The sequence below is a fragment of the Paenibacillus agaridevorans genome (assembly GCF_003112455.1).
Lineage (GTDB): Bacteria > Bacillota > Bacilli > Paenibacillales > Paenibacillaceae > Pristimantibacillus > Pristimantibacillus agaridevorans.
Window position 1 is genome coordinate 80,325 of the sequence record NZ_BDQX01000230.1, and the last position, 19,102, is coordinate 99,426.

At 46.7% G+C, this 19,102-nt stretch carries 14 protein-coding genes; 1 reads left to right on the plus strand and 13 read right to left on the minus strand.

The features are described 5' to 3' along the window. Positions 1 to 63: 63 nt before the first annotated feature. The 6 genes from PAT3040_RS20385 to tatA all read right to left on the minus strand — a co-directional run bounded on the left by PAT3040_RS20385 (position 64) and on the right by tatA (position 7,208). Positions 64 to 1,230, minus strand: a complete 1,167-nt coding sequence (locus PAT3040_RS20385; RefSeq protein WP_258235080.1) for a Gfo/Idh/MocA family protein — start codon at positions 1,228 to 1,230, stop codon at positions 64 to 66. A gap of 70 nt (positions 1,231 to 1,300) precedes the next feature. Beyond that, entirely contained in the window at positions 1,301 to 2,320 is a 1,020-nt protein-coding gene (locus tag PAT3040_RS20390; RefSeq protein ID WP_181376750.1) for an SGNH/GDSL hydrolase family protein, read from the minus strand. A gap of 127 nt (positions 2,321 to 2,447) precedes the next feature. After that, positions 2,448 to 4,115, minus strand: coding sequence for a response regulator transcription factor (locus tag PAT3040_RS20395; protein ID WP_108994168.1), 1,668 nt, complete (start codon positions 4,113 to 4,115; stop codon positions 2,448 to 2,450). Then, positions 4,112 to 5,776, minus strand: coding sequence for a sensor histidine kinase (locus PAT3040_RS20400; protein ID WP_181376751.1), 1,665 nt, complete (start codon positions 5,774 to 5,776; stop codon positions 4,112 to 4,114). The genes PAT3040_RS20395 and PAT3040_RS20400 overlap by 4 nt, the downstream gene beginning before the upstream one ends. Continuing rightward, positions 5,763 to 6,929, minus strand: a complete 1,167-nt coding sequence (locus PAT3040_RS20405; RefSeq protein ID WP_108994170.1) for an alpha/beta hydrolase family protein — start codon at positions 6,927 to 6,929, stop codon at positions 5,763 to 5,765. Before PAT3040_RS20405 ends, PAT3040_RS20400 begins: the two co-directional genes overlap by 14 nt. 54 nt (positions 6,930 to 6,983) lie before the next feature. Next, the gene (tatA, locus tag PAT3040_RS20410) at positions 6,984 to 7,208 is read right to left on the minus strand and encodes a twin-arginine translocase TatA/TatE family subunit (protein WP_108994171.1); all 225 of its coding nucleotides are present in this window, start codon (positions 7,206 to 7,208) and stop codon (positions 6,984 to 6,986) included. A gap of 124 nt (positions 7,209 to 7,332) precedes the next feature. On the opposite strand from tatA, the gene PAT3040_RS20415 reads away from it, so the two are divergent. Then, positions 7,333 to 8,208 (plus strand): AraC family transcriptional regulator, encoded by an 876-nt coding sequence (locus PAT3040_RS20415; RefSeq protein WP_108994172.1) that lies wholly within the window; start codon positions 7,333 to 7,335, stop codon positions 8,206 to 8,208. 74 nt (positions 8,209 to 8,282) lie between these two features. On the opposite strand, the gene PAT3040_RS20420 is transcribed toward PAT3040_RS20415, so the two are convergent. The 7 genes from PAT3040_RS20420 to PAT3040_RS20450 all read right to left on the minus strand — a co-directional run bounded on the left by PAT3040_RS20420 (position 8,283) and on the right by PAT3040_RS20450 (position 19,101). After that, positions 8,283 to 9,659: an ABC transporter substrate-binding protein gene (locus PAT3040_RS20420; RefSeq protein WP_108994173.1), complete on the minus strand. Its 1,377-nt coding sequence runs from the start codon at positions 9,657 to 9,659 to the stop codon at positions 8,283 to 8,285. 26 nt (positions 9,660 to 9,685) lie between these two features. Then, complete coding sequence (locus tag PAT3040_RS20425; RefSeq protein ID WP_108994174.1) at positions 9,686 to 11,620, minus strand: hypothetical protein; 1,935 nt, start codon at positions 11,618 to 11,620, stop codon at positions 9,686 to 9,688. 367 nt (positions 11,621 to 11,987) lie between these two features. Then, entirely contained in the window at positions 11,988 to 12,971 is a 984-nt protein-coding gene (locus PAT3040_RS20430) for a carbohydrate ABC transporter permease (protein ID WP_108994175.1), read from the minus strand. Further along, positions 12,968 to 13,852 (minus strand): carbohydrate ABC transporter permease, encoded by an 885-nt coding sequence (locus PAT3040_RS20435; RefSeq protein WP_087572114.1) that lies wholly within the window; start codon positions 13,850 to 13,852, stop codon positions 12,968 to 12,970. Before PAT3040_RS20435 ends, PAT3040_RS20430 begins: the two co-directional genes overlap by 4 nt. Beyond that, positions 13,845 to 16,112, minus strand: a complete 2,268-nt coding sequence (locus PAT3040_RS20440) for a DUF5696 domain-containing protein (RefSeq protein ID WP_108994176.1) — start codon at positions 16,110 to 16,112, stop codon at positions 13,845 to 13,847. Before PAT3040_RS20440 ends, PAT3040_RS20435 begins: the two co-directional genes overlap by 8 nt. Next, a complete protein-coding gene (locus PAT3040_RS20445; protein ID WP_108994177.1) occupies positions 16,105 to 18,159 on the minus strand; it encodes a YIP1 family protein in 2,055 nt (684 codons plus the stop codon). Before PAT3040_RS20445 ends, PAT3040_RS20440 begins: the two co-directional genes overlap by 8 nt. Then, a complete protein-coding gene (locus PAT3040_RS20450; protein WP_108994178.1) occupies positions 18,160 to 19,101 on the minus strand; it encodes a carbohydrate ABC transporter permease in 942 nt (313 codons plus the stop codon). Position 19,102: the final 1 nt, after the last annotated feature.

Here is a 19,102-nt window from a genome sequence, read left to right on the forward strand (position 1 = left end):
TCCAACAACGCTATTCGATTGTCAAAGTTCTCATTTATTGCTCACTTCCATCGCATTTGCAACTTACCGTTCATCAGGCCATGCAATCTGCTGGAAGGTGCCCGTCTCCGCGGATTCCTTCGCTTTCAGACAGATCAATGCGCTCGATAATCCCGCCTCTAGCGGGGCGACAGATTCCATGGTTTCTCCCCTCATAATGGCTGCAAAGTTGTCCATAAGTACCGAATCCCCGCCGCCATGGCCACCTGCGAATGCAGCCGTATCAATGGTATAGGTCTCGACACGAGGCGTATGATGCATAAACAGCTTCACCTCATTGGAGGTCCAATCAAATTCGACCGTACCTTTGTAGCCCATGAATCGCGCTCCGCGCCTGGCGGCTTGCTTGCGAATAAAGAAGTTCTGCGAATAGCTGACATGCATGCCGGATTCATATTGAACAAGAGCGCTGCCCGAATCCTCATTGCCGGTATCGATCGCGAACCCGCAATATTCCCCATGTCGACCTTCGCCAGAACGCAGCAAGTTTTGCGGACTCTCGGGGCAAGTCACCTGTACTTCGCAATCGACACATTTCAACCCTGCAGGTTTATTACCCTTGAAAATTTGCTTCGATTTCATCGCGCATACTTGGATAGGTTTCAGACCCAACACATCATTGATGTAGTCAAAATCATGTGTCGCTTTCTGGAGAAACAACCCTTGCGTCTCAAGCTCATCCCTGTACCAATGATGGAAATAGATAGATCCATACGAAACGTTGTTGACGGCCTGTACATGTTCGACCGTACCGATCTTCCCCGATGCGATAATTTCCTTGACAAGCTGCGTATGATATGTGACTCGCAGCGGAAAGGAAACGACGACCGGACTATTCATTCTCCGATGCGCATCCCGTAGACGCATCAAATCATCTATCGATGTGGCAACAGGTTTCTCCAGATAAAGAGGAATCCCTCTGTCCATCACCTTTAACGCCATCTTTGCATGCTGCGAACAGCGGGTGCCGATGAATACGCCATCGTATTCTCCTTGCTGCAACATCTCGTCGGCATCGTCGAAGAAACGGATCGCCGAGCAGTCAGTCCCTGCTTCGAGCATCGACTGCCGGATAGCCGAGCTCCGCATATCCGCGATCGCAGCGATGCGGCATTCGGGATGCCTTTCCTGTAAAATTCCGATTAATCTGCTCACCTGATTGCCGTAACCGATTACAGCGATTCTTATCACATGCTCGTCCCCCTCATATTTAGAAAACTGGCGTTGTTGAAGTGCGGATCGTTTATTCTGCCTTTGAATCCTAGCGACTCTTGGAAGGTACAGCTGGAATCAGTGGAACGAAAGCTTCATAATAAATGCGATGCCCATAATCATTTGGATGATTGATATTGTTGAGCAGCAGACTTTCATGCGTCTTACCGGCACGCAGCTCTTCGTTCCATAACCGATGTACATCTGCAACCGCAATGTTGCATTCCTTGCCTATCCGTTTAAGAATATCCGCATAGATCGCCAAATCCCCGCTGGAATGCTTCCACTGCGGATTCGATTCACACGGCGTAACCAATATGATGTCTGCACCCGTTGCTTCCTGGATACGAGTAACCATCTGTCGTATATTTCGTTCGAATTCACCTGGAGGAACTCCATTCCTGATCTGCTCGCTCATCGTGCACTGATCGTTCATCCCATATCCGATACTGACAATATCCGGTCGAAGCGCGATCACGTCATCTTCAAACCTCTTTAATCCGTCCACGCTGGTTTCGCCGCCGATCGCACGATTGACCATCTCAAACTCCATCCCCTCGAACCTCTTTCTTAATTCGCCGGCAAACAATTGATAGAACGCATATTCATCGCGGCTCGCATCGCCGCCAGCGCTTATACTGTCACCGAAAACAACATAACGAATGTTTTCGCCCGCCGCTATTTTTGCTCGAACCCGCCGCAGTTGTTCGCCTTCCGCATCCGCGCAATCCGCGTGCGCTTCCTCAGACTCCTCGATATATTCATAATCCACGTAAACAGTGAACTTTCGGTTGCTGCAATCCGCGTAATCCCGATGGTCAAAACTTTCCTTGCCATACACGACATGACTACGCCAATCTGGAATGGAACTATTCTCCGTTCGGGCAATCGTCCCGGCTTCATAATCAATCACGAAGTCTTCCTGTTCCATATAGGTCACATCTTTCGGATGATCCGACCCTTGACCGGTACCGACGCTTAAACAACGAACCACGTTTCCATGGCGAAGCTTCTGCGGCGTTTGCCCAACGAATACAACACTCTCACCTTTATGCATTTTGTTCAACATCCTTTGACCCTCCTCAAGTAGAAAAATAACAAACATTGGGCATCCAAGCTTGTTATTATTGTAATATGGCAATATGGCCGCAACTACGGCAATCCCTTGCACTCTTTATAATCTATTGCCGAGAATCCTATGACTGATAGCTTTGCTTATACTCCTTGGGTGACATCCCCAGGCTGTTCCTGAAGAAAGTCGTGAAGTAGGGGACATTCTCAAAGCCTAATTCGGCCGCTACATCCTTGATTTTGATGTCGTCCTGCAACAGCAATTCCTTTGCGCGATTCAGCTTTTGCTCTTTGATTTTCTGATAGATTGGATATCCTCTTTGAGAATGATACAGTCTGGATAAGTAGAATTTGCTTAGATGCACATGATCAGCGAGCTGCTGCAAAGTTAGATTCCGACTTAAATTTTGGATAATGTAGTTGTCGACTTTCTCTGCGATTTCCTGCTTTTGCTCCTTGGCGTCATCTCCGACGATTAGAAATAATATTTCAGCAAGCCGCACACAGTAGTCCCCGAAGGACTGCCAATCCGTATGTTTGTTGAAGTTGGTCAAATAGGTTAAGTCCAGTTTCATTCCGACTTCGGTTGTCATTTGCCGGGAGTTCATATAGGAAAGATATAGGCCGGCCAACGTGATGAATATTTCCGATTGCCTTTCGTACGTCAGAAATACGGATTTCCGAATCGTCTCGAAAAAACTGCGCAATTCGTTCATGAAGGCCAGGAACTCACCTGCTTCAAGCAATCCGGTTAACGCAAGCAGCTGCTTCTTTATCTCCTGAGGCTGCAACTGGATATCCTGATAGCGGGACATGGCTTCTCCCGCTTGCTCCACCTGCATAATTTCGCTCTTCAATCCGATGGCTCGATCAAGCAGCTCCCCCATCTTTCGATTCACATCGCCAATTTGCAGCCATTCGACCTCGTGGCCGGAAATTACGAATGAACACGAAAGCCCCATACGCTCTTGAATGATGAACTGCACTCGTTCCAGCTCTTCGCTTAAATACCAGTGGAGCTGCGGCAAATCACAGGTTTCGCTGTCATGATCCATCCTCTTCACTTGGAGCAGCCATACCAGATGTCGAGAACCGTTATAGGGAACAATGCTGCATTGAGGTTGGAGCATGGATACCATCAGTTCCATGATCATCTCCCGCTGCCGCATCTTCTCGATCTCGGTATAAGTTAGCGGCCATTGATCGACTTTTCCATTCAACAGAATGAAGCATTGATCTACGCTCAGCGAAGCCTGTACATACGATTCTTCCTTGTCAGCCAGCTGTTGCGGCGTCAACGGCTTCTCCAGAAGCTCCCTCAGCAATTCGTCGTTCAACATACGCTGAGCTTGTTTCAACCTCATACCATTCTGCTTTTCCTGTTCCTTCAATCGACGTTCCTCTTCAATGATCAAGCATAGCTTGCGCACGGCTTCGATCACCGTCTCGTCGTCCACAGGCTTAAGTAAATAATCAAAGGCTTCCTGGTGCAAGGCGGTCTGCAAGTATGTGTAGTCGGAATATCCGGAGAGAAACAACGTTTTCAGTTCCGGAAAGCGACTTTTGATCAAGGCGGACAAATCCAAGCCGTTCATACCGGGCATCATGACATCCGACATAAGAATGTCGATTCCTTGCGCCTCCGTCTTTTCGATTATGTTGATCAAATCGAGTGCTTCATCGGCCGAGTAAGCTTTCCATACTTTCAGCGGCAAATCCTCCTGCCCTTCTAACAAGCGATGCAAGCTATCCACGATAATCGATTCATCATCAACCAGCATGAATTGAATCATGATATCGCTCCTTCCCAATAGATCGTAATAACATTCGTCAAACCACCGTACTCGTTGCTCTGCAATTGAAGCCCGCTTTCCGGTCCGAATAATATCTCTAGCCGCTTATGCACATTAATTAAGGCATGGCTAGTATCGCACTGTCCCGCATGAATCTTTTTTTGAAGCTCAGCGATATGTTCCGCTCCCCCGCCCATCCCGTTGTCCGCCACATGAAGTTCCATGTAATTCCCATAGTCCTTACAGATAATTCGAACCCATCCCTCTTTGACAGTATGTTTGTGGCCATGCTCAACCGCATTCTCGATCAACGGTTGAATGAACAATCTCGGTACTTTCCGATGAAGAATCGAGTCTGCCTGATCCGCATCATCCGGTAATTCCCATTGGAAAGATATTCGATTTCCGAAGCGCATTTGTTGTATCGATGCATAGCTGCTTGCATGTTTGATTTCCTTGTCCAACGTGATAAGGTCGTCGTGATTATTCTGCGTAATATATTTAAAGTAATCTCCCAGATGTCTCGACAGGTGGGAGACGCCTTGAAAGTCTTTATCCTGCGACATTCGATATAGAATATATAAACTATTGTACAGAAAGTGCGGGTTGATCTGAGACTGCAACTGCCTAAGCTCTGCCAATTGCCTGTAAATCGTTTGTTCATAGACTTCGTGAACGAGCACCTTAAGCTTCCCTACCATGCTATTAAATCTGGTATATAGAAACTCGAACTCATCCTTCTTGCGATACTGGAGATTCAAGTTGAAATTACCATTCTCAACCATCCTGAAAGCTTGAACGAGCTTCCTTAACGGTTGATGAATAAACTTGATCAACAAATAGGAAAACGAAACGATGACGATCAATGCCAAACCCCACAACATGTAATTCCATTCTGTAAACTTGCGAAGCGGCTGTAGCAACTGATCTTGCCGATCATAGACGATCAGCGACCAGTTCGTGAAGGAAAGCGGCTTCTCGATCGAAATTAAAGTCGGATCATTTCCCAATTCTTCGCGAACAAAGGAGTTCCCCTCAATGGAGGGGAACTGATAGCTGCTTACAGTATCCACGATCAAGGATCTTTCCCCTAAACTGGTGCCGATCATCGATGGAGAAAGCTCGACCACGATCAAATATTGCGTTTTTGTTCCAGCCGGATAACCGCTTAATAAGTAATAATGTTGACCGTCCTTCTTCACATTCGAAGTACCTGCGGCGAGATCCTTATATCGTTCATATTCACCAGTGTTCAGATTCGTTAATACAGAAGTAGAGGACAGACGTTTTTGGAAATTCGGCATCAACACGAACACTTCGGATATATAACGGCTGGATGAAGCTAACGCGGATATTTTAGAATACACATCGTTGATCAGCTTGATCTTTTCGTAGTCTCGAAGCGAGTCGGAACGTATGCTTAAATCCTGAAGATCGGAATCATTATTGAACTGCATCTGCAGCTGAACGATACGATTCAACTCCGCATCCAGGGAGCTGGCCAAATAATCGACCTTTTGTTGCATGACTGCTGTTATTTGTTGGCGTATAATATCGACGCCGGATCGATGAATGAAAGCATTGATAATAAAAAAAGGGACAAGGATCAAGATGAATCCCAACAGCGTTTTGAAAAAGATTCCGCGCTTAAAAGTATACATTTCCATCAGTTTCAACGAGATCGGAACTGGTCTTTAATCCATTCGAATCTTCGATAACGAAACAGTATGCAGTAGAATGATCCGGAATAGAACAAAACAATTTTTTTTCGCGAGCTTCAAACTTAGCTGGCATAAGATCCCATTTTCTTGAAGTATACGGTCCGGATTCGGTTGTATAAAGAAGATGTACGCTCTGTACAGTGCGGTTCCCTTCATAATACGCCCAAGCCTCAGTTCCCGATTGGCCGGATGAAATCGCCCGTAAAAGCGGGGGTTCATCCTTCACGAACGAATCCGCGTAGACGAAGAACTCTTGGGTCGACCAAGGCGTGTTATAATCATGCTCCCAATTGGGTAGAAGTCTGAGCGTTCGCGTTCCTTTAGCCTCCCGATACGTCTTCTGCCAGCCATTCAAATAAAAGGCTGGGTCATTCGTGCCGGTTGCCCAAAGCATCGGAAGCTCGGATTGTCCTATGTATTGGCTTACGTCGAAAGCGGCGTTCCATCTTTGCTGATGTTCTATATTCATCCCCCGCAAAATTTCTTGCCAGCAAGACCCTTCCATGTAATATCCCGCAGCGTAGACAGGCATGGCAAAAGCCAACCTAGACTCGATCCCCGCGACGATTTCCGTTACGTAACCTCCCCATGAAATCCCCATCATTCCGATACAGGCAGAATCGACATTACACTGATTAGCCAAAAAACTGACGGCTCGTATGGCCGCCGCTACGGCATGGTAGCTCCACATGTCCGTTAATTTGCTCCCGGATTTGGAAATATCGTGAAACATGGTGTCGTCGGTCATGTCTGGACCGCCTTCCGGCATCCTTGTTTCATCGGCGTCTCTGCCTGTTAGATCCATTGCAATCGCCGCATAACCGCGCTCTGCCCACTGCTCCGCCCACTCGGAGAATGCCTTGCCTCCTCCGCCGTGTACAAGAACGACTCCCGGAACAAGACTATCTCTTGCGCGGTTAGGAACAGCATAATAAGCGAACACTTTTGTCGCTTTCCCTTCATAAATCTCGTTGTTATAACAAAACTGACGCACTATAAAACCGGGATGCTCCTCCGTCACCCCCCATGCGATCTCCGGCGTTTGCATTAACCGATCAACATCCCATGGACCGGTATATCCATCTTTTTTCATCCATAACGCTCCTTGCTTCTTTTTATTTTTCAAATGGGATCATGACAATTTCACTTAATCCGGCAATCGCCGTTCTGCTTTCAACTGCTCCTGTTGTTCCGGGGAAACGTCTACACGGCTTGCCTGCTTCTGATCGTCCAACAATTCGTTGGCGCCTTTCTTGAATTCGCGCATCGTGCGCCCGAACGCTTTGGCCAGTTCAGGAAGTTTATTCGGCCCGAAGAACAACAACAAGATCAACACAAGCAATACAATACCGGAAACACCAATACCAGCCATCTTATAACCTCCACTTCTTGAATAGCGAGTGTTCCTTTGAATCTTAAATTTGGTAGTAGCTACTTGAAGACTCGCATGGTATAATTTCGAACAAATTCAACAACCACTCAAGGGAGATGATTAAGTGCACATCCGTATGTACAATTTCGTCAGCGACCTTAGCATTTCCGCTCATCATGTACAGGCTCCCGAATTTTCTCCGCTACTTATCCACCCGGATCACCATGAGATGCTATATATAATTGAAGGAAAAGTGCAGCTAAACAGTATTGATCATAGGTATGAAGTTACAGGCCCTGCTTTAATTCTAATTCCACTTAATACGTTTCATCAGTTGATACATATATCCAAGCAATACAGCTATGCTTATTGGGAGCTTAAGGATAATGCACATACGTCATTTCCACAGCCGCACCAATGTATGATCTGGAATAATCTTCAGTGCTCATCAGTCCAAAAGCCCCCCCTAATTGATAATCTATTTCAGCGCATGAATGCACTGGTTGCATTGCTGAGTGCCGACTGGGTGCAGCAACATCCGGATATCATTCATGAAATGGCGCATTCTGATCTAGCAACCATATTGTCTTTAACCCGACATGTGCTGAGTTCTTATGATAAACTCGGTGACAATATACCCGCTCCGACTAACAAGCGGATCGCTTCTACCAAAGAAACCGTTGAAATGCTAGTCCGTTGGATGGAAGAAAGCTACTGGGATAACATTACCCTGCAAACACTCGCCGAAAGAGTCCATTTTAATTCTTCCTATTTAGTTCGAATGTTTAGAAGGTATCAAGGGGAAACCCCTTTTCAATTTCTAAACCGATTGCGAATGAAAGCTGCGATAAGCTACCTGGCCAACAGCAATTTGACTGTGGAAGAAATTTCTTATACGATCGGATACCAAAGCATTCATTATTTTAGCCGATTATTTAAACAAACATATGGCAAAAGCCCCTCCCAATGGCGAATAGAGCATAAAATCCCCTCATCATGACAGGAACCGAGCATCAAAAAGCAGCTCTTGCACCGCAGCATATAAAGGCGATGCAAGAGCTGAAATCCATTCGCCTACCAGCCCATTTCTTTTCTCAGCTTCATTGTACTTTCATTAAATTTATCTACCCGGGAAACAAGGGATGTAATATCGAATTCTTTGTACATGCTTTCAAACAATGCCGCATCAATGTTTTGGAATTCATCGAAGTCTGGAATGGTCGGTCCCGGCAAGTAACAACACATTTCTTTGGTCATTTTGATAACTTCGGTGTTCTTTCCTTTCCAAGTCGGGGTCCGGTCAATTTCATCATCAATATCAGGATGAATGACAAATGTATTGGAGCCATTTTTCACATTCCACTTCTGTGCCTCTAGTTCAAATTGGAAGCTGATCCATTTAAACGCAGCGTCCTTATTCTTGGATGCGCTTAGCATCGCGATCGGTCCAAGAAGCTGAACGGTTACCTGTTTCTCTTTGCCTCTTGGCAACGGCAACACATCCCAATCGAAAGTGGCGAGCTCATTGTAGCCTGGAATAACCCAGTCCGCACCCAGAGTAAACAATACTTTTCCGGTCAGGAAGTTATTCGCTTTCTCCCAACCAAGCTTTTCTGCTTCTTCATCGCTAGGCCGAACATGCCACTTAGTCGTTAACTCTTGCAGCCACTTCATATCGGCCAACACATCAGGCGTGTTCAATAAATTTTGAGACAAATCCTCATTGAAGAACCGCAAATTAGGCGCATGACCGTTAGCAACAGGCAAAATCCAATTAAAATGAGAAGCCATCAAGGAGTCATAGGAAATGCCGTATTCATTTGCCGCAGGATCTGTAGCCTTCTTGGCCATTTCCAGCATATCGTCATAAGTCCAGTCATAGGGAGGCATTTCCATGCCATGTTTTTTCAATAAATCTTTATTGACAATAATCCACTCCGATATCGCGGTATACGGAACCGCCCAAAGCTTGTCATCCGGTGTTTTAAATGCCTCCAGAAAGCCATCTATAATCTTTGCATTTTGTATTGTGGGGTCATTCGCAATATATGGGGTCAGATCTTCCAACATGCCGTCCTTCAGCCAAGGGCTCAGCCCTGTTATCCAGACTAAATCCGCGGGTTCACCGGCCGCCTGCATGGCTATAGCTTTATCAATGCCCCACTCCTCCACTTCGATTGTAATCCATGGATACTTTTCATGAAACATATCAAATAATTCTTGATGAGCCCCTACATGCCAAGCCAGCAATTTCAAAGTGACCGGCTCGTGCTCTTCTTCCTCTTTTGGAGGATCAACATCAACTTCTTCTTGATTCGTTTGTCCGGTTTGTTCAGTTTCTTTAGGATTAGCGTTATTTATATTGGAATCTGTTTTCGAACATGCTGTCATAACCATTAGACATACTAACGCTAACGTCAGTAACTGGCAAATCAAAACCTTCCTCTTCATACTTTACACCCCTTTTGAATAATGGATTAATAACTTGCTGCCACCAAATTGCCGCCATTGTCGACCGTCACTTTATAACGGGTGCCATTGGGCGACCTGAGAATAATACCTTCTCCTGCTACATCAAGCGACCTATTTAATTCATTAATCAATGAATTCCGGTAATGATTGTCTACTCTCGTGTACATCTCCATCCCTGTAACAAAGGTGGATCCCGCCTCAGCCGTTATTTTAATCCTCCCATAAGCAGCGTCTGGCGGAATATTTACATGGACCATGAAATCCGACCAGCCCGCAGTCATGTCATCTGTTCCGATCAATCTAGTTTCTAATGTGGAAGAAGCTGTACCATCGGCTTTTGACCAGACGATTCGGATGCCTGCTTGCCCAGAACCATTACTAATTCTCGCTTTTGCCTGAAAGACTGCCTCTGCATTGGCAGCCAAAGTAAAAGGCTTCGAAAGAATATATGCCTCACCGGATGCACAAACCTCGATAGAACTGCTATACCCCTCGGGAAGATCGGAATTCGATTTGCAAAAGTATGTTCCAAAGCCATGCACATTCGTCCAGATCCAGCCCGATTTTTCATCCGTATTATGCGTTGTAGCCATATTCTCTCCAGTTGTGTCTACGGAGGAGAGGAGATTAGCATATTCTCGCTTGTCATGAATCGTATATCGTTTCAATTGATTACCCTGCGTATAAGTAAAGTGGGAATCGGTCACAAAAATCCGGCTTCTTTCCTTAGGTATGGCAATCTTCTGAGGATTCCAATCCCCGAAATCGCACCCACCAATGCTGACGTGGTAATGCGGCGCCCCGTTCAAACCAGAAATCATATAATTGGTAAGATAACCGCCTACGCCAGCGCTTCTGATCATTCTAATATGATTAAGGCGTAAGGAACCTTCTGCATTGGCAGCGATTTCAAACATAGGCAACCCGGAATCGCCCCCCATAAATCCGCCGTGAACGCCATCAATCGATACATCGCCCTCGGCCACTACCCATGTACAAGGCATTTCCATCACACAGTTCGTTATGATAATGTTTTTCCCCTTGATCCCGCAGCCTTCCAAATCTATCACTTTCAGAAGCTCACTATCTTCCACGGAAACCTGACCAATTTTACAATAAATCAAATAAGATTCTGCTTTTTGAAAAGGATTGCCTTCCATCAGCGACCACTCTCGCTCATGGCAATCCAGCGTGCTCCCTGAAATTTTCAAAAATCCGTTGGGTTGGTTGCTGATTAGGCAGTTCTGTGTGCCTCTTGTGACATACCCATACAAATAATTTTCACTTTGCGAAGTATCATATGGGTTGGGATCGTCAAGCCAGGCTCCATACTGAATTCCAACCAAGATGTTTCGAATAAACAAGCCGAATATATTTACATAACCAGAATGCGCATGGCCAGGTCGCGAATACCAATGAATGGCTGCTTTGTAGTTGGTATTAAATTGGCCTTCAATTTTAAGATTATACAAATGCAAATAAATGCCGGTTATTTTCAAGATCGCGTCTTTATCGGACTCCGAATGGCTGCCTTGCGAAATTCCGATCAGAAAATACCCGTTAAAATCAATCGTTTGCACATCCCCCTTCATTTCTACGGATCTAACATAGTAATTCCGAGTAAAAATTACGGTTTTGCCAGAATCAAATGCCGCCTGTACAGCTTCCGTATCATCAGGACCAGTGCCCACCTTGTAAAAATCGGGCGTTACGGCCCGACCGCCAAATTCAGAATCAATACGGTCGAAATTCCCATTGACATCATTAGGTGTCAGCGGATCTGATTGATTCAGCTTTAAATAGGTTGACGTCGATAACGAAGCACCAGATGACAAAGGTATACAACCACCCGCCATAAAAACCAATCCCCCCGCTCCAAGCGCGGTCAGCAACTTTCGTCTGCTGATGGCCTTGCTTGTTTGTCCCTCTTCATTATTCATGCGCGCATCCTCCTTAATGTTTGTTCGGTTTAATAACTTACGCCCCCTCTCCTTTATAACTTTAGTCTACAGAGAGGGCCTGGCAACGTCTTTGCAAATCCTATTGTTTTTATACGCTCACTTCTCTACTGAAAACCCCTTCCGTAAGAAAGCGTTTGCATTTTATTGACTTCCTTTTCCTTTTTACATTCATTTTTCCTCGCTTCAACGTCCTTATCCGCCTCTAAAAAACCGTAAGCAAGGATCCAAGGCTGTAAGTTGCAAACGGCTGCCTAAGGCAAAAAAGCAAGCCCGGCAGCCGTTTCATATGGTTTGGATTGTTTATAATCGATTGTATTCCTCAGGATGCTAGCGTGGTAATCGTTTTTTACTCTACAAGCCCGGTACGCTCAATTCCCTCGGAAAACCAGCGTTGTGTAAATGTATAGATAATAAGGGGAGGTAAAATAATGAGAAAGGCCGCGGCCATCTTCGGTCCTTCCGAAATCGGATCTTTCCCTACGCCTGCATTGAAGTTAATCGCGCTGTTGCCCATAAGCTCCTGCTGCATCAGGTTAAGCCTTAACGACAAAGGTAAAAACTCCTTATTAAGAAACATCGAAGGTTCATAATACATATTCCAGTACCAGATAAATGAAAACAGAAAAACGACAATGATGGCCGGGCGAGCCAGCGGCAGCATAATGCGAAAAAACAGACGATATGCGCTCGCCCCATCCATTTTGGCAGCCTCCTCCAACGCTTTCGGCTGGGTCAGGAAAAACTGGCGAAATATAATGATGAATAACGCTCCTCGCAGCCCCTGGGCAAACATAGCCGGAATAATGAATACCAGCGGGGTGTTCAGCCAGCCGAGCTTACCGAAAATCGTGTACATCGGGATGATCGTAATTTGCGGCGGAACCATAAATGTGATGATAATCAAAATAAAAGCCGCCGCCTTCCCCGGGAAACGCAGCCTCGCCAACGCGTAGCCCGTGATTGCACAAGATATAACTTGCAATAGCGAGCACGACAGAGCGATAACAAGCGTGTTCGTGAACGCCTCAGGGTAGTGAAGTCCTCGCCACGCATCGGCCAGATTTTGGCCATGGAGCTTGCGCGGAATCCATTGGACGACCGGATCAATCAGATCACTCACCGATTTAACCATAGTTGACATCATATAAAATAGAGGCTGTAAATATAAAAAAGCAATGACAGCCAGCAAAAAATAGATGAGTACTTTTGCCAGCCAACCGTCATTCAGATTTTGTCCTAGGAGCACTTTTTTCACTCGCCCCGCCTGCCGGCTTTGCATATACTGCCTGATATTCATTTTAACCTGGTAATAGCCCTCTGTAATTCTCATCGGAAGCCTCCCCGCTTTATTACCGAACGGTATGTTATCCAGAGCACCGCACCCAGCAGGAATAGAATGAGTAGGAAATACATCCAAGCCTGCGCGCTTGCGTAACCGTATCCCGTTTGAGGGCGAAACATATTATCTCTTACCGTATACATCACCGGATTGAAAGGAAAGGTGAATAAATCCACGACTGTGAATATGGCATTAAGCCCAATAAATGGTATCATCCCCGGAAGTGTTATTTTCCAGAAGCTTTCCCACGGCGTTGCGCCGTCAATGCGAATGGCTTCGTATACGGAACGGGAGATGGTTTGATAGCCCGCAATAAAGATTAGAATCTGCACGCCCGAATACCATAAAATAATAACTGCCTTGCTAAGCACATTCAGCAACGGCTCGGCGATTCTCGGCCCCACGAATTCCCGAATCACCCCGTCAAGATTATACTGTGCAATAAACGGCAACTTACCTGCCCCCTGACCGAACAATTCCATCAATACCTGTCCCGTGGCGAAAATAACCGGAAGGAAAAAGATGGCCCGGATCAGCGACCTGCCGGGAAGTCTCTGATTCAGCAGCAGTGATACAAAAAATGAGAATATGAGGATAAGCGGTATGATTAGCAACATTTCTTGAAAATAGGTAAGAAGTTGGATCGGATAGATGTTATCCTCCGTTAGCACACGCCGGAAATTCTCGAGCCCAACCCATTCATATTTAAAGCCGTCATTGGTCAAACGAACGTTATTAAAGCTGTTGAATAATGACCAGCCCACCGGAAAGCCAACAAACGCCGAAAAACCGATCGCCCATGGCAGCATAAACAGGTATCCGGTACCGTAATCTTTCAAGCGGAAGCTCCAATATCCCTTTTGCCTACTCACGGTAAGCCCCTCCTTTCTCCACCTTGAATGTGCCGCTGTTATAATCGACAGTCACCCGAGTCCCATCATCATAGGTCATTGTATAGACGCCTTCTGCCCGCTTGACATGTTTCACCATCTGAAGATGGAGCAGTGGCGCCAACTGATCGAACTTCTTATACTCCTCGATGACCCGCTCCTTCCAAACCCCGTACTCACTACTGTACACATGTTCATAATGCGTTCCTTTAAGCTCGCGGCTGCGAGTATACGTTAACCGGAAGAATGGAATCGCTCCATATTCGATCGCTTTAAGCATCTCTTTGTCGTACTCGTTGCGGAGATTGCCTTCTTTACCGGAATACAGGACATAACCGTGTACCGCCATCGGATAAAAAGGAACTGTCTCATCCACGAAATAATCGTAGCTCGATTCCAGTGGGAAATTGGTGAGCAAATCGCTCGCAACCAAACTATAATCGTTGCCGCGCCCAGTGGAGGAAAAACCGAGCCGCTCTTGCGTATATGCCAACAGCGACTTGTACAGATGAGCAGTGTCCTCCCGTTGGACTCCACCATCGGCATAGTCGCGGAAAACAGCACTGCCCGCTCCATCAAATAGAAGTCCGTTCACCCCCAGCTTCTCCAGCTTATCAATCGTATCCTTGGCTGTTCGGACAGCTGTTTCAGGTTTCAGCAGGAAAGTGCCTCCGCGCGTCTGAAATACCGTGGTATCGATGCTGCGGATGCCTTCCGTTTTCATGGAAAGCTGTGTCGCGTCGATTTTCATTGAAGCGAGAGAATCTTTCAGCAGAACTGGAAATCCCCGCTGCTGCATGCCAGCCGTAAATTGCCGCAAGCCCTTTGCTCCTCCCAGCTTTTGCTGTACAGGAAAGCGCCGATCCGTTTCCCCGGTGCCGCCCGCCTGCCAACCTTCATAGACAATAGTCATTTTGGCGACTCCCTCGGATACTAGCTCATCTATCATCTGCTCGGCCTGCACGAAGGTTGTCGTCGGTACATAGCTTCTGCCGCCGAACACATCCTTTGTACCTCCGCCCACAAGACCTAATTGAAGCGGAATATGCTCAAAGGTTGTCACTTCTTTAGGCAGCTGATGCGTCTGAAGCAAATAATCACGATAGGCAGCCGCCATCCCGCTATAATCGGCCTTCTCCCCGGATAGCAGCCGGTATTCAATAACCCGATCTTGGCGGATACGCTCCTTCTGCACGGAATTGACCGGCTGGGCCATCATGCTGACCTTGCGCCAATACTCCTCTCGATAAGCAAACTTCGCCCCGATGGAGTGGTAGCTGGTCTGAACGCCGGCAGGCATTGCAGTAATACGCGTCGTATATTTGCCGTCTTTGACAATAGCCGCATAAGCCTGTTCCCCGCGCTTGATGCCGAATACGGGGTAAGCAATCGCCTCCTGCGGAACCTTCTTCTCCTGTAGATTGGCCGGGTCATCGTCATAAATCATATAATCATAGCGGTTGCCGGAAGGAGGTCGAATGCCGTTGTAGTAGACAAGTCCGCCCGGACCGTCCGGAACAAACAGGTACCCTTCCTCTTCTGTGCCCGAGACCGCCCCGAAATAAGGCAGCAGCTGCAAGGAGAACAAATAATTGTCGCCATTTTCTTGAATTCCCTGCGTCGGAACGGTCACCTCCAGTCCATGTTCCGTTAGCTCATAACGTATGGCAAGCGTTAAAAAGAGCTTGGGATAGTGATAGGTAATCTCAACCCCCTGCTCCGTCAGAATCGCTGTTTTGTCCACATTCTCCTCCAAGGCGTTCGTCATATTTCGTTGCGCCTTGCCCGCGCTCACATATTCCAGTACAAAGGGCGATTCCAGATTCGAAAGAATCATGCCCTTAACCGTTTCTGCGGCTAGTTGATCCTTGGAGGGATTGCTGCGCCACAGAAAACCGCTGGTTTTATCCAACACAGCAATCTGGGTTGTGTCAGGCGCAAAGAATAGCGTAAAACTAGAATTTTCAGTAACGGTCGCAAAGCCATTCTCATTAAGCTGCTTCGGCAGCCAGGCTTCGCCCTGCGCCAGCGGAATAAAGTGTTCCATACGCTCAGAGATGCCCATCTCCCGCAGCCTTGGCAAAGTATCCCGATTCCCCCAGGCGATTACGCCCGCCAAAGTAGCGGCCAGTAGAAGCAGTACGACAAATAATCGCTGCCTAGGCTTTCGTGGCCATAGCTGCAACCATTTCTGTGGACGATGCACGTTTTCAACATACCGATTAACATTCGGATCAGCCATAGAACGTCACCTCCCGGTAAATTTGCTTCAAAAAGTCAAACAGGTTAAAACTCAGGCCCGATAAAATAACAGTGAATATCCAGATGATTGCAATAGTAAGCAAAGTAATAACTGCAATTTTCAGCGATTCGAGGAAATCAAAGTTATGAATGACCTGATTCATAATAAAAAATTGGATCGCGATCCATATCCACATGACCTGAGTGATCGCATCGACCAGAATTCGCTCTTCCAGTACTACGATGTTCGATAGAATGATAGCTGGCAGCATTAGTACGATATAAGGCACCAGGGCGTAGACGCTTGCCTGTAGCACCTCTCGAAACCGTCCTTCGCCGCCTTTCACGGCACTGACGAGATAATTGGCTATAATCCAAGTTGTCCATGGCACGAGCAGCAGACAAACCTCCAGCAGCAAGTTCACCTTGCTCAAATCATAGGGATGAAAGATAAACCCCATTTTGAAGATAGAAAGCAAGCGGACGGCTATTGCAAGAAGCACGATCGTCAAAATCATAGCCCATGATATGGTGCGCTCTTTCAGACGGTAGAAGCCCTCATACGGATGAAGCAGCATGTACCATGCATCCCTGGCTTCCCTTCCATACTGAATGGCAAAGGCCGGCCGCGCCCGCCCCTTGACAAACCTCCTGATACGCTTGAAAAAATAACGTAAAAGTAGAGCGAATATAGCTAGTAGTACTACAGCAAAAAATAAGTTGTTTTGTATCCAGTTATTGCGGATGTTCCAGAAAGCTTCGGAGTAGCCTGCAGCGTCGAATGAATCCCGAAAGTGGTCCATTGCTTCCTTATACCGCTTCTCATGCAAGGCAATTTCCCCAAAACCTTTGTAGGGCAGATTCATCATGCCATTCTGCTCCACCACTTCCTCCCAATAGGGTTTGCTTTGCTCGTAGCTGCCTTCCGTATACAGCTTCACCGCTGTCAGAAAGCTATCTCCGAAAGCAGTCCGCTTAAAAACTTGCAAGACATTCAAACTGCTGTCGACAACCCAAAGCTCCTTCTTGCTGTTCACCCCCAGACTTGTCGGATAATTGACAATGCCATGCTGATGTGCCAATTTATCCGAAGCCCCGAAGTACAGAAGCACTTGGCCATAAGGATCATAGACTGATATTTCTCCCGACTCGCTGTTCATGCTATACAAAAAACGATCCGAATCAATTGCGGTATCCACCAGCTTGCTTTCGTAAAAGGATTTATTTAAAAAAGCATCCACACCGCCGGCATTCAGCTTTTTAATTTGGCCTTTGTCAACGCCGAAGCTGGTCGTTAGTAGAAAGCGATCGGTAGAATACGTCACATTAGAAATCGCCCCGGGACGTTTGGCCACTTCTTGATCGAGCTGATGCTGATTAAGAATCGACCGCTTCAACCGTGTCAGCCAATCAATTTGGGTCTTATTAACGCCAAAGAAGCCTGTGAACTGTCCTTCCCCGTTCATCCTCAGCAGCCCCTGATAGGAATCTTTATTCACGATGTACATGACGCCCCTATGATCCACAACCAGCTTGGTTGGCACATAGAAGTATCCCTCAGGCAGCAGAGACGATTGCGGCTTATTGAAGGCGCGAACAAATTGCCCCTCCGCTTCGTATACGACCACCCGTTTATTGCCCGTATCGGCCACGTAGATCATACCATCTCCGGTAACAAATACACCTTCCGGCGCATTCAGGCTGCCCTCGCTTTCACTTCCCTCCTCACCAATCGAACGGAGGTAGCGCCCCTGCTGATCGAACACCACTATACGGTTGTTCCCGGTATCTGCGACATAAACCAGATCATCGGCGGTGATATATAAATCGCTTGGCTCCGATAAGGGCACATCGATATCCGTGTAACCGATTACTTGTCCGGGTACATAAATCGGTTGAATCCTGATCGCCCGATTTGTCTCCTGATCCATAAACCAGGTTGAATAAGGCAGGCTGGCCGAAGCCTTCGGCGGAATTAATGTCGCCATAGCAAGCTGCAGCCCTGCAAAGCAAGCAACTAGCAGCTTCAATGGAATTCGTCCTTTCATTTATTTCACCCCCGAATGCAGCATCGTCTGAATCATTTTGCGCTGAAACAGGAGAAACATGATGAGGTTTGGAATAAACATCAACAGCGCCGCCGCTGCCGCCATACTTTGACCGGCCACGCTGTTCTGAAGATTGATCGTCAGGCTCGACACATAAAAGCCGATTGTCTTCATCGTTTCCTTCGTCGTGTACAGTGTTGAGCCTTCTATATCCAGGTAAACCGCTTGGAACGTTATAATCGATATTGTTGCTACCGCAGGGGCCGCAAGCGGAATCATAATACGCGTAAAAATATACAAATCATTCGCTCCATCGAGTTTTGCTGCTTCTATTAGCGCATCCGGAATCTGATCAATAAATTGCTTCATCAGAAAAACCGCTACCGGCGAAGCAATAAACGGCAATATATGAGCCAGGTACGTATTTGTAATACCGAGGCTGCTTACGATCAGATATCGGGGGATCGCTACCGTCTCGGGCGCAAACATAAGCGACAGCATAATCATCGATAAGATGAGGCCTTTGAAGTGAAATCGGTGCTTGGAGAGTACATATCCCGCCATCGTGCTGACCAGAATGACAACAACAAGCGAAAGAAAAACGACAAAGACGCTGTTGAATAAATAACGGGTAAATGGCACGACAGCTGCTCCCGCATGCAAAAATAGCTGCTCGAAATTACGCATCGTCGGCTCCTTCACCCAAATCGTAGGCGGGAACAAGAATAGCTCATTCATCGGTTTAAAGGCATTGTTGAACAAAAAAATAATGGGCAGCAGCATAAAGAATGCCAGGCCGATAAAGCAAACAATAAGCAGGGATTTAGATATGGAAACCCGTTTGAGCTTGGAGAGCCTTAAGAATAAAGGTTTCTGGAAGCTCCTGAAGAGCTCCAAAGTCCTAGACAACTGTGAAAGCTTTGGAGGCGGCAATTGGGTCATC

Coding starts and splice junctions, on each gene's coding strand:
- PAT3040_RS20390 (WP_181376750.1), bottom strand. CDS start 2,320: ATGTTGAACAAAATGCATAAAGGTGAGAGTGTTGTATTCGTTGGGCAA.
- PAT3040_RS20395 (WP_108994168.1), bottom strand. CDS start 4,115: ATGATTCAATTCATGCTGGTTGATGATGAATCGATTATCGTGGATAGC.
- PAT3040_RS20400 (WP_181376751.1), bottom strand. CDS start 5,776: ATGTATACTTTTAAGCGCGGAATCTTTTTCAAAACGCTGTTGGGATTC.
- PAT3040_RS20405 (WP_108994170.1), bottom strand. CDS start 6,929: ATGAAAAAAGATGGATATACCGGTCCATGGGATGTTGATCGGTTAATG.
- tatA (WP_108994171.1), bottom strand. CDS start 7,208: ATGGCTGGTATTGGTGTTTCCGGTATTGTATTGCTTGTGTTGATCTTG.
- PAT3040_RS20420 (WP_108994173.1), bottom strand. CDS start 9,659: ATGAAGAGGAAGGTTTTGATTTGCCAGTTACTGACGTTAGCGTTAGTA.
- PAT3040_RS20425 (WP_108994174.1), bottom strand. CDS start 11,620: ATGAATAATGAAGAGGGACAAACAAGCAAGGCCATCAGCAGACGAAAG.
- PAT3040_RS20430 (WP_108994175.1), bottom strand. CDS start 12,971: ATGAGAATTACAGAGGGCTATTACCAGGTTAAAATGAATATCAGGCAG.
- PAT3040_RS20440 (WP_108994176.1), bottom strand. CDS start 16,112: ATGGCTGATCCGAATGTTAATCGGTATGTTGAAAACGTGCATCGTCCA.
- PAT3040_RS20445 (WP_108994177.1), bottom strand. CDS start 18,159: ATGAAAGGACGAATTCCATTGAAGCTGCTAGTTGCTTGCTTTGCAGGG.
- PAT3040_RS20450 (WP_108994178.1), bottom strand. CDS start 19,101: ATGACCCAATTGCCGCCTCCAAAGCTTTCACAGTTGTCTAGGACTTTG.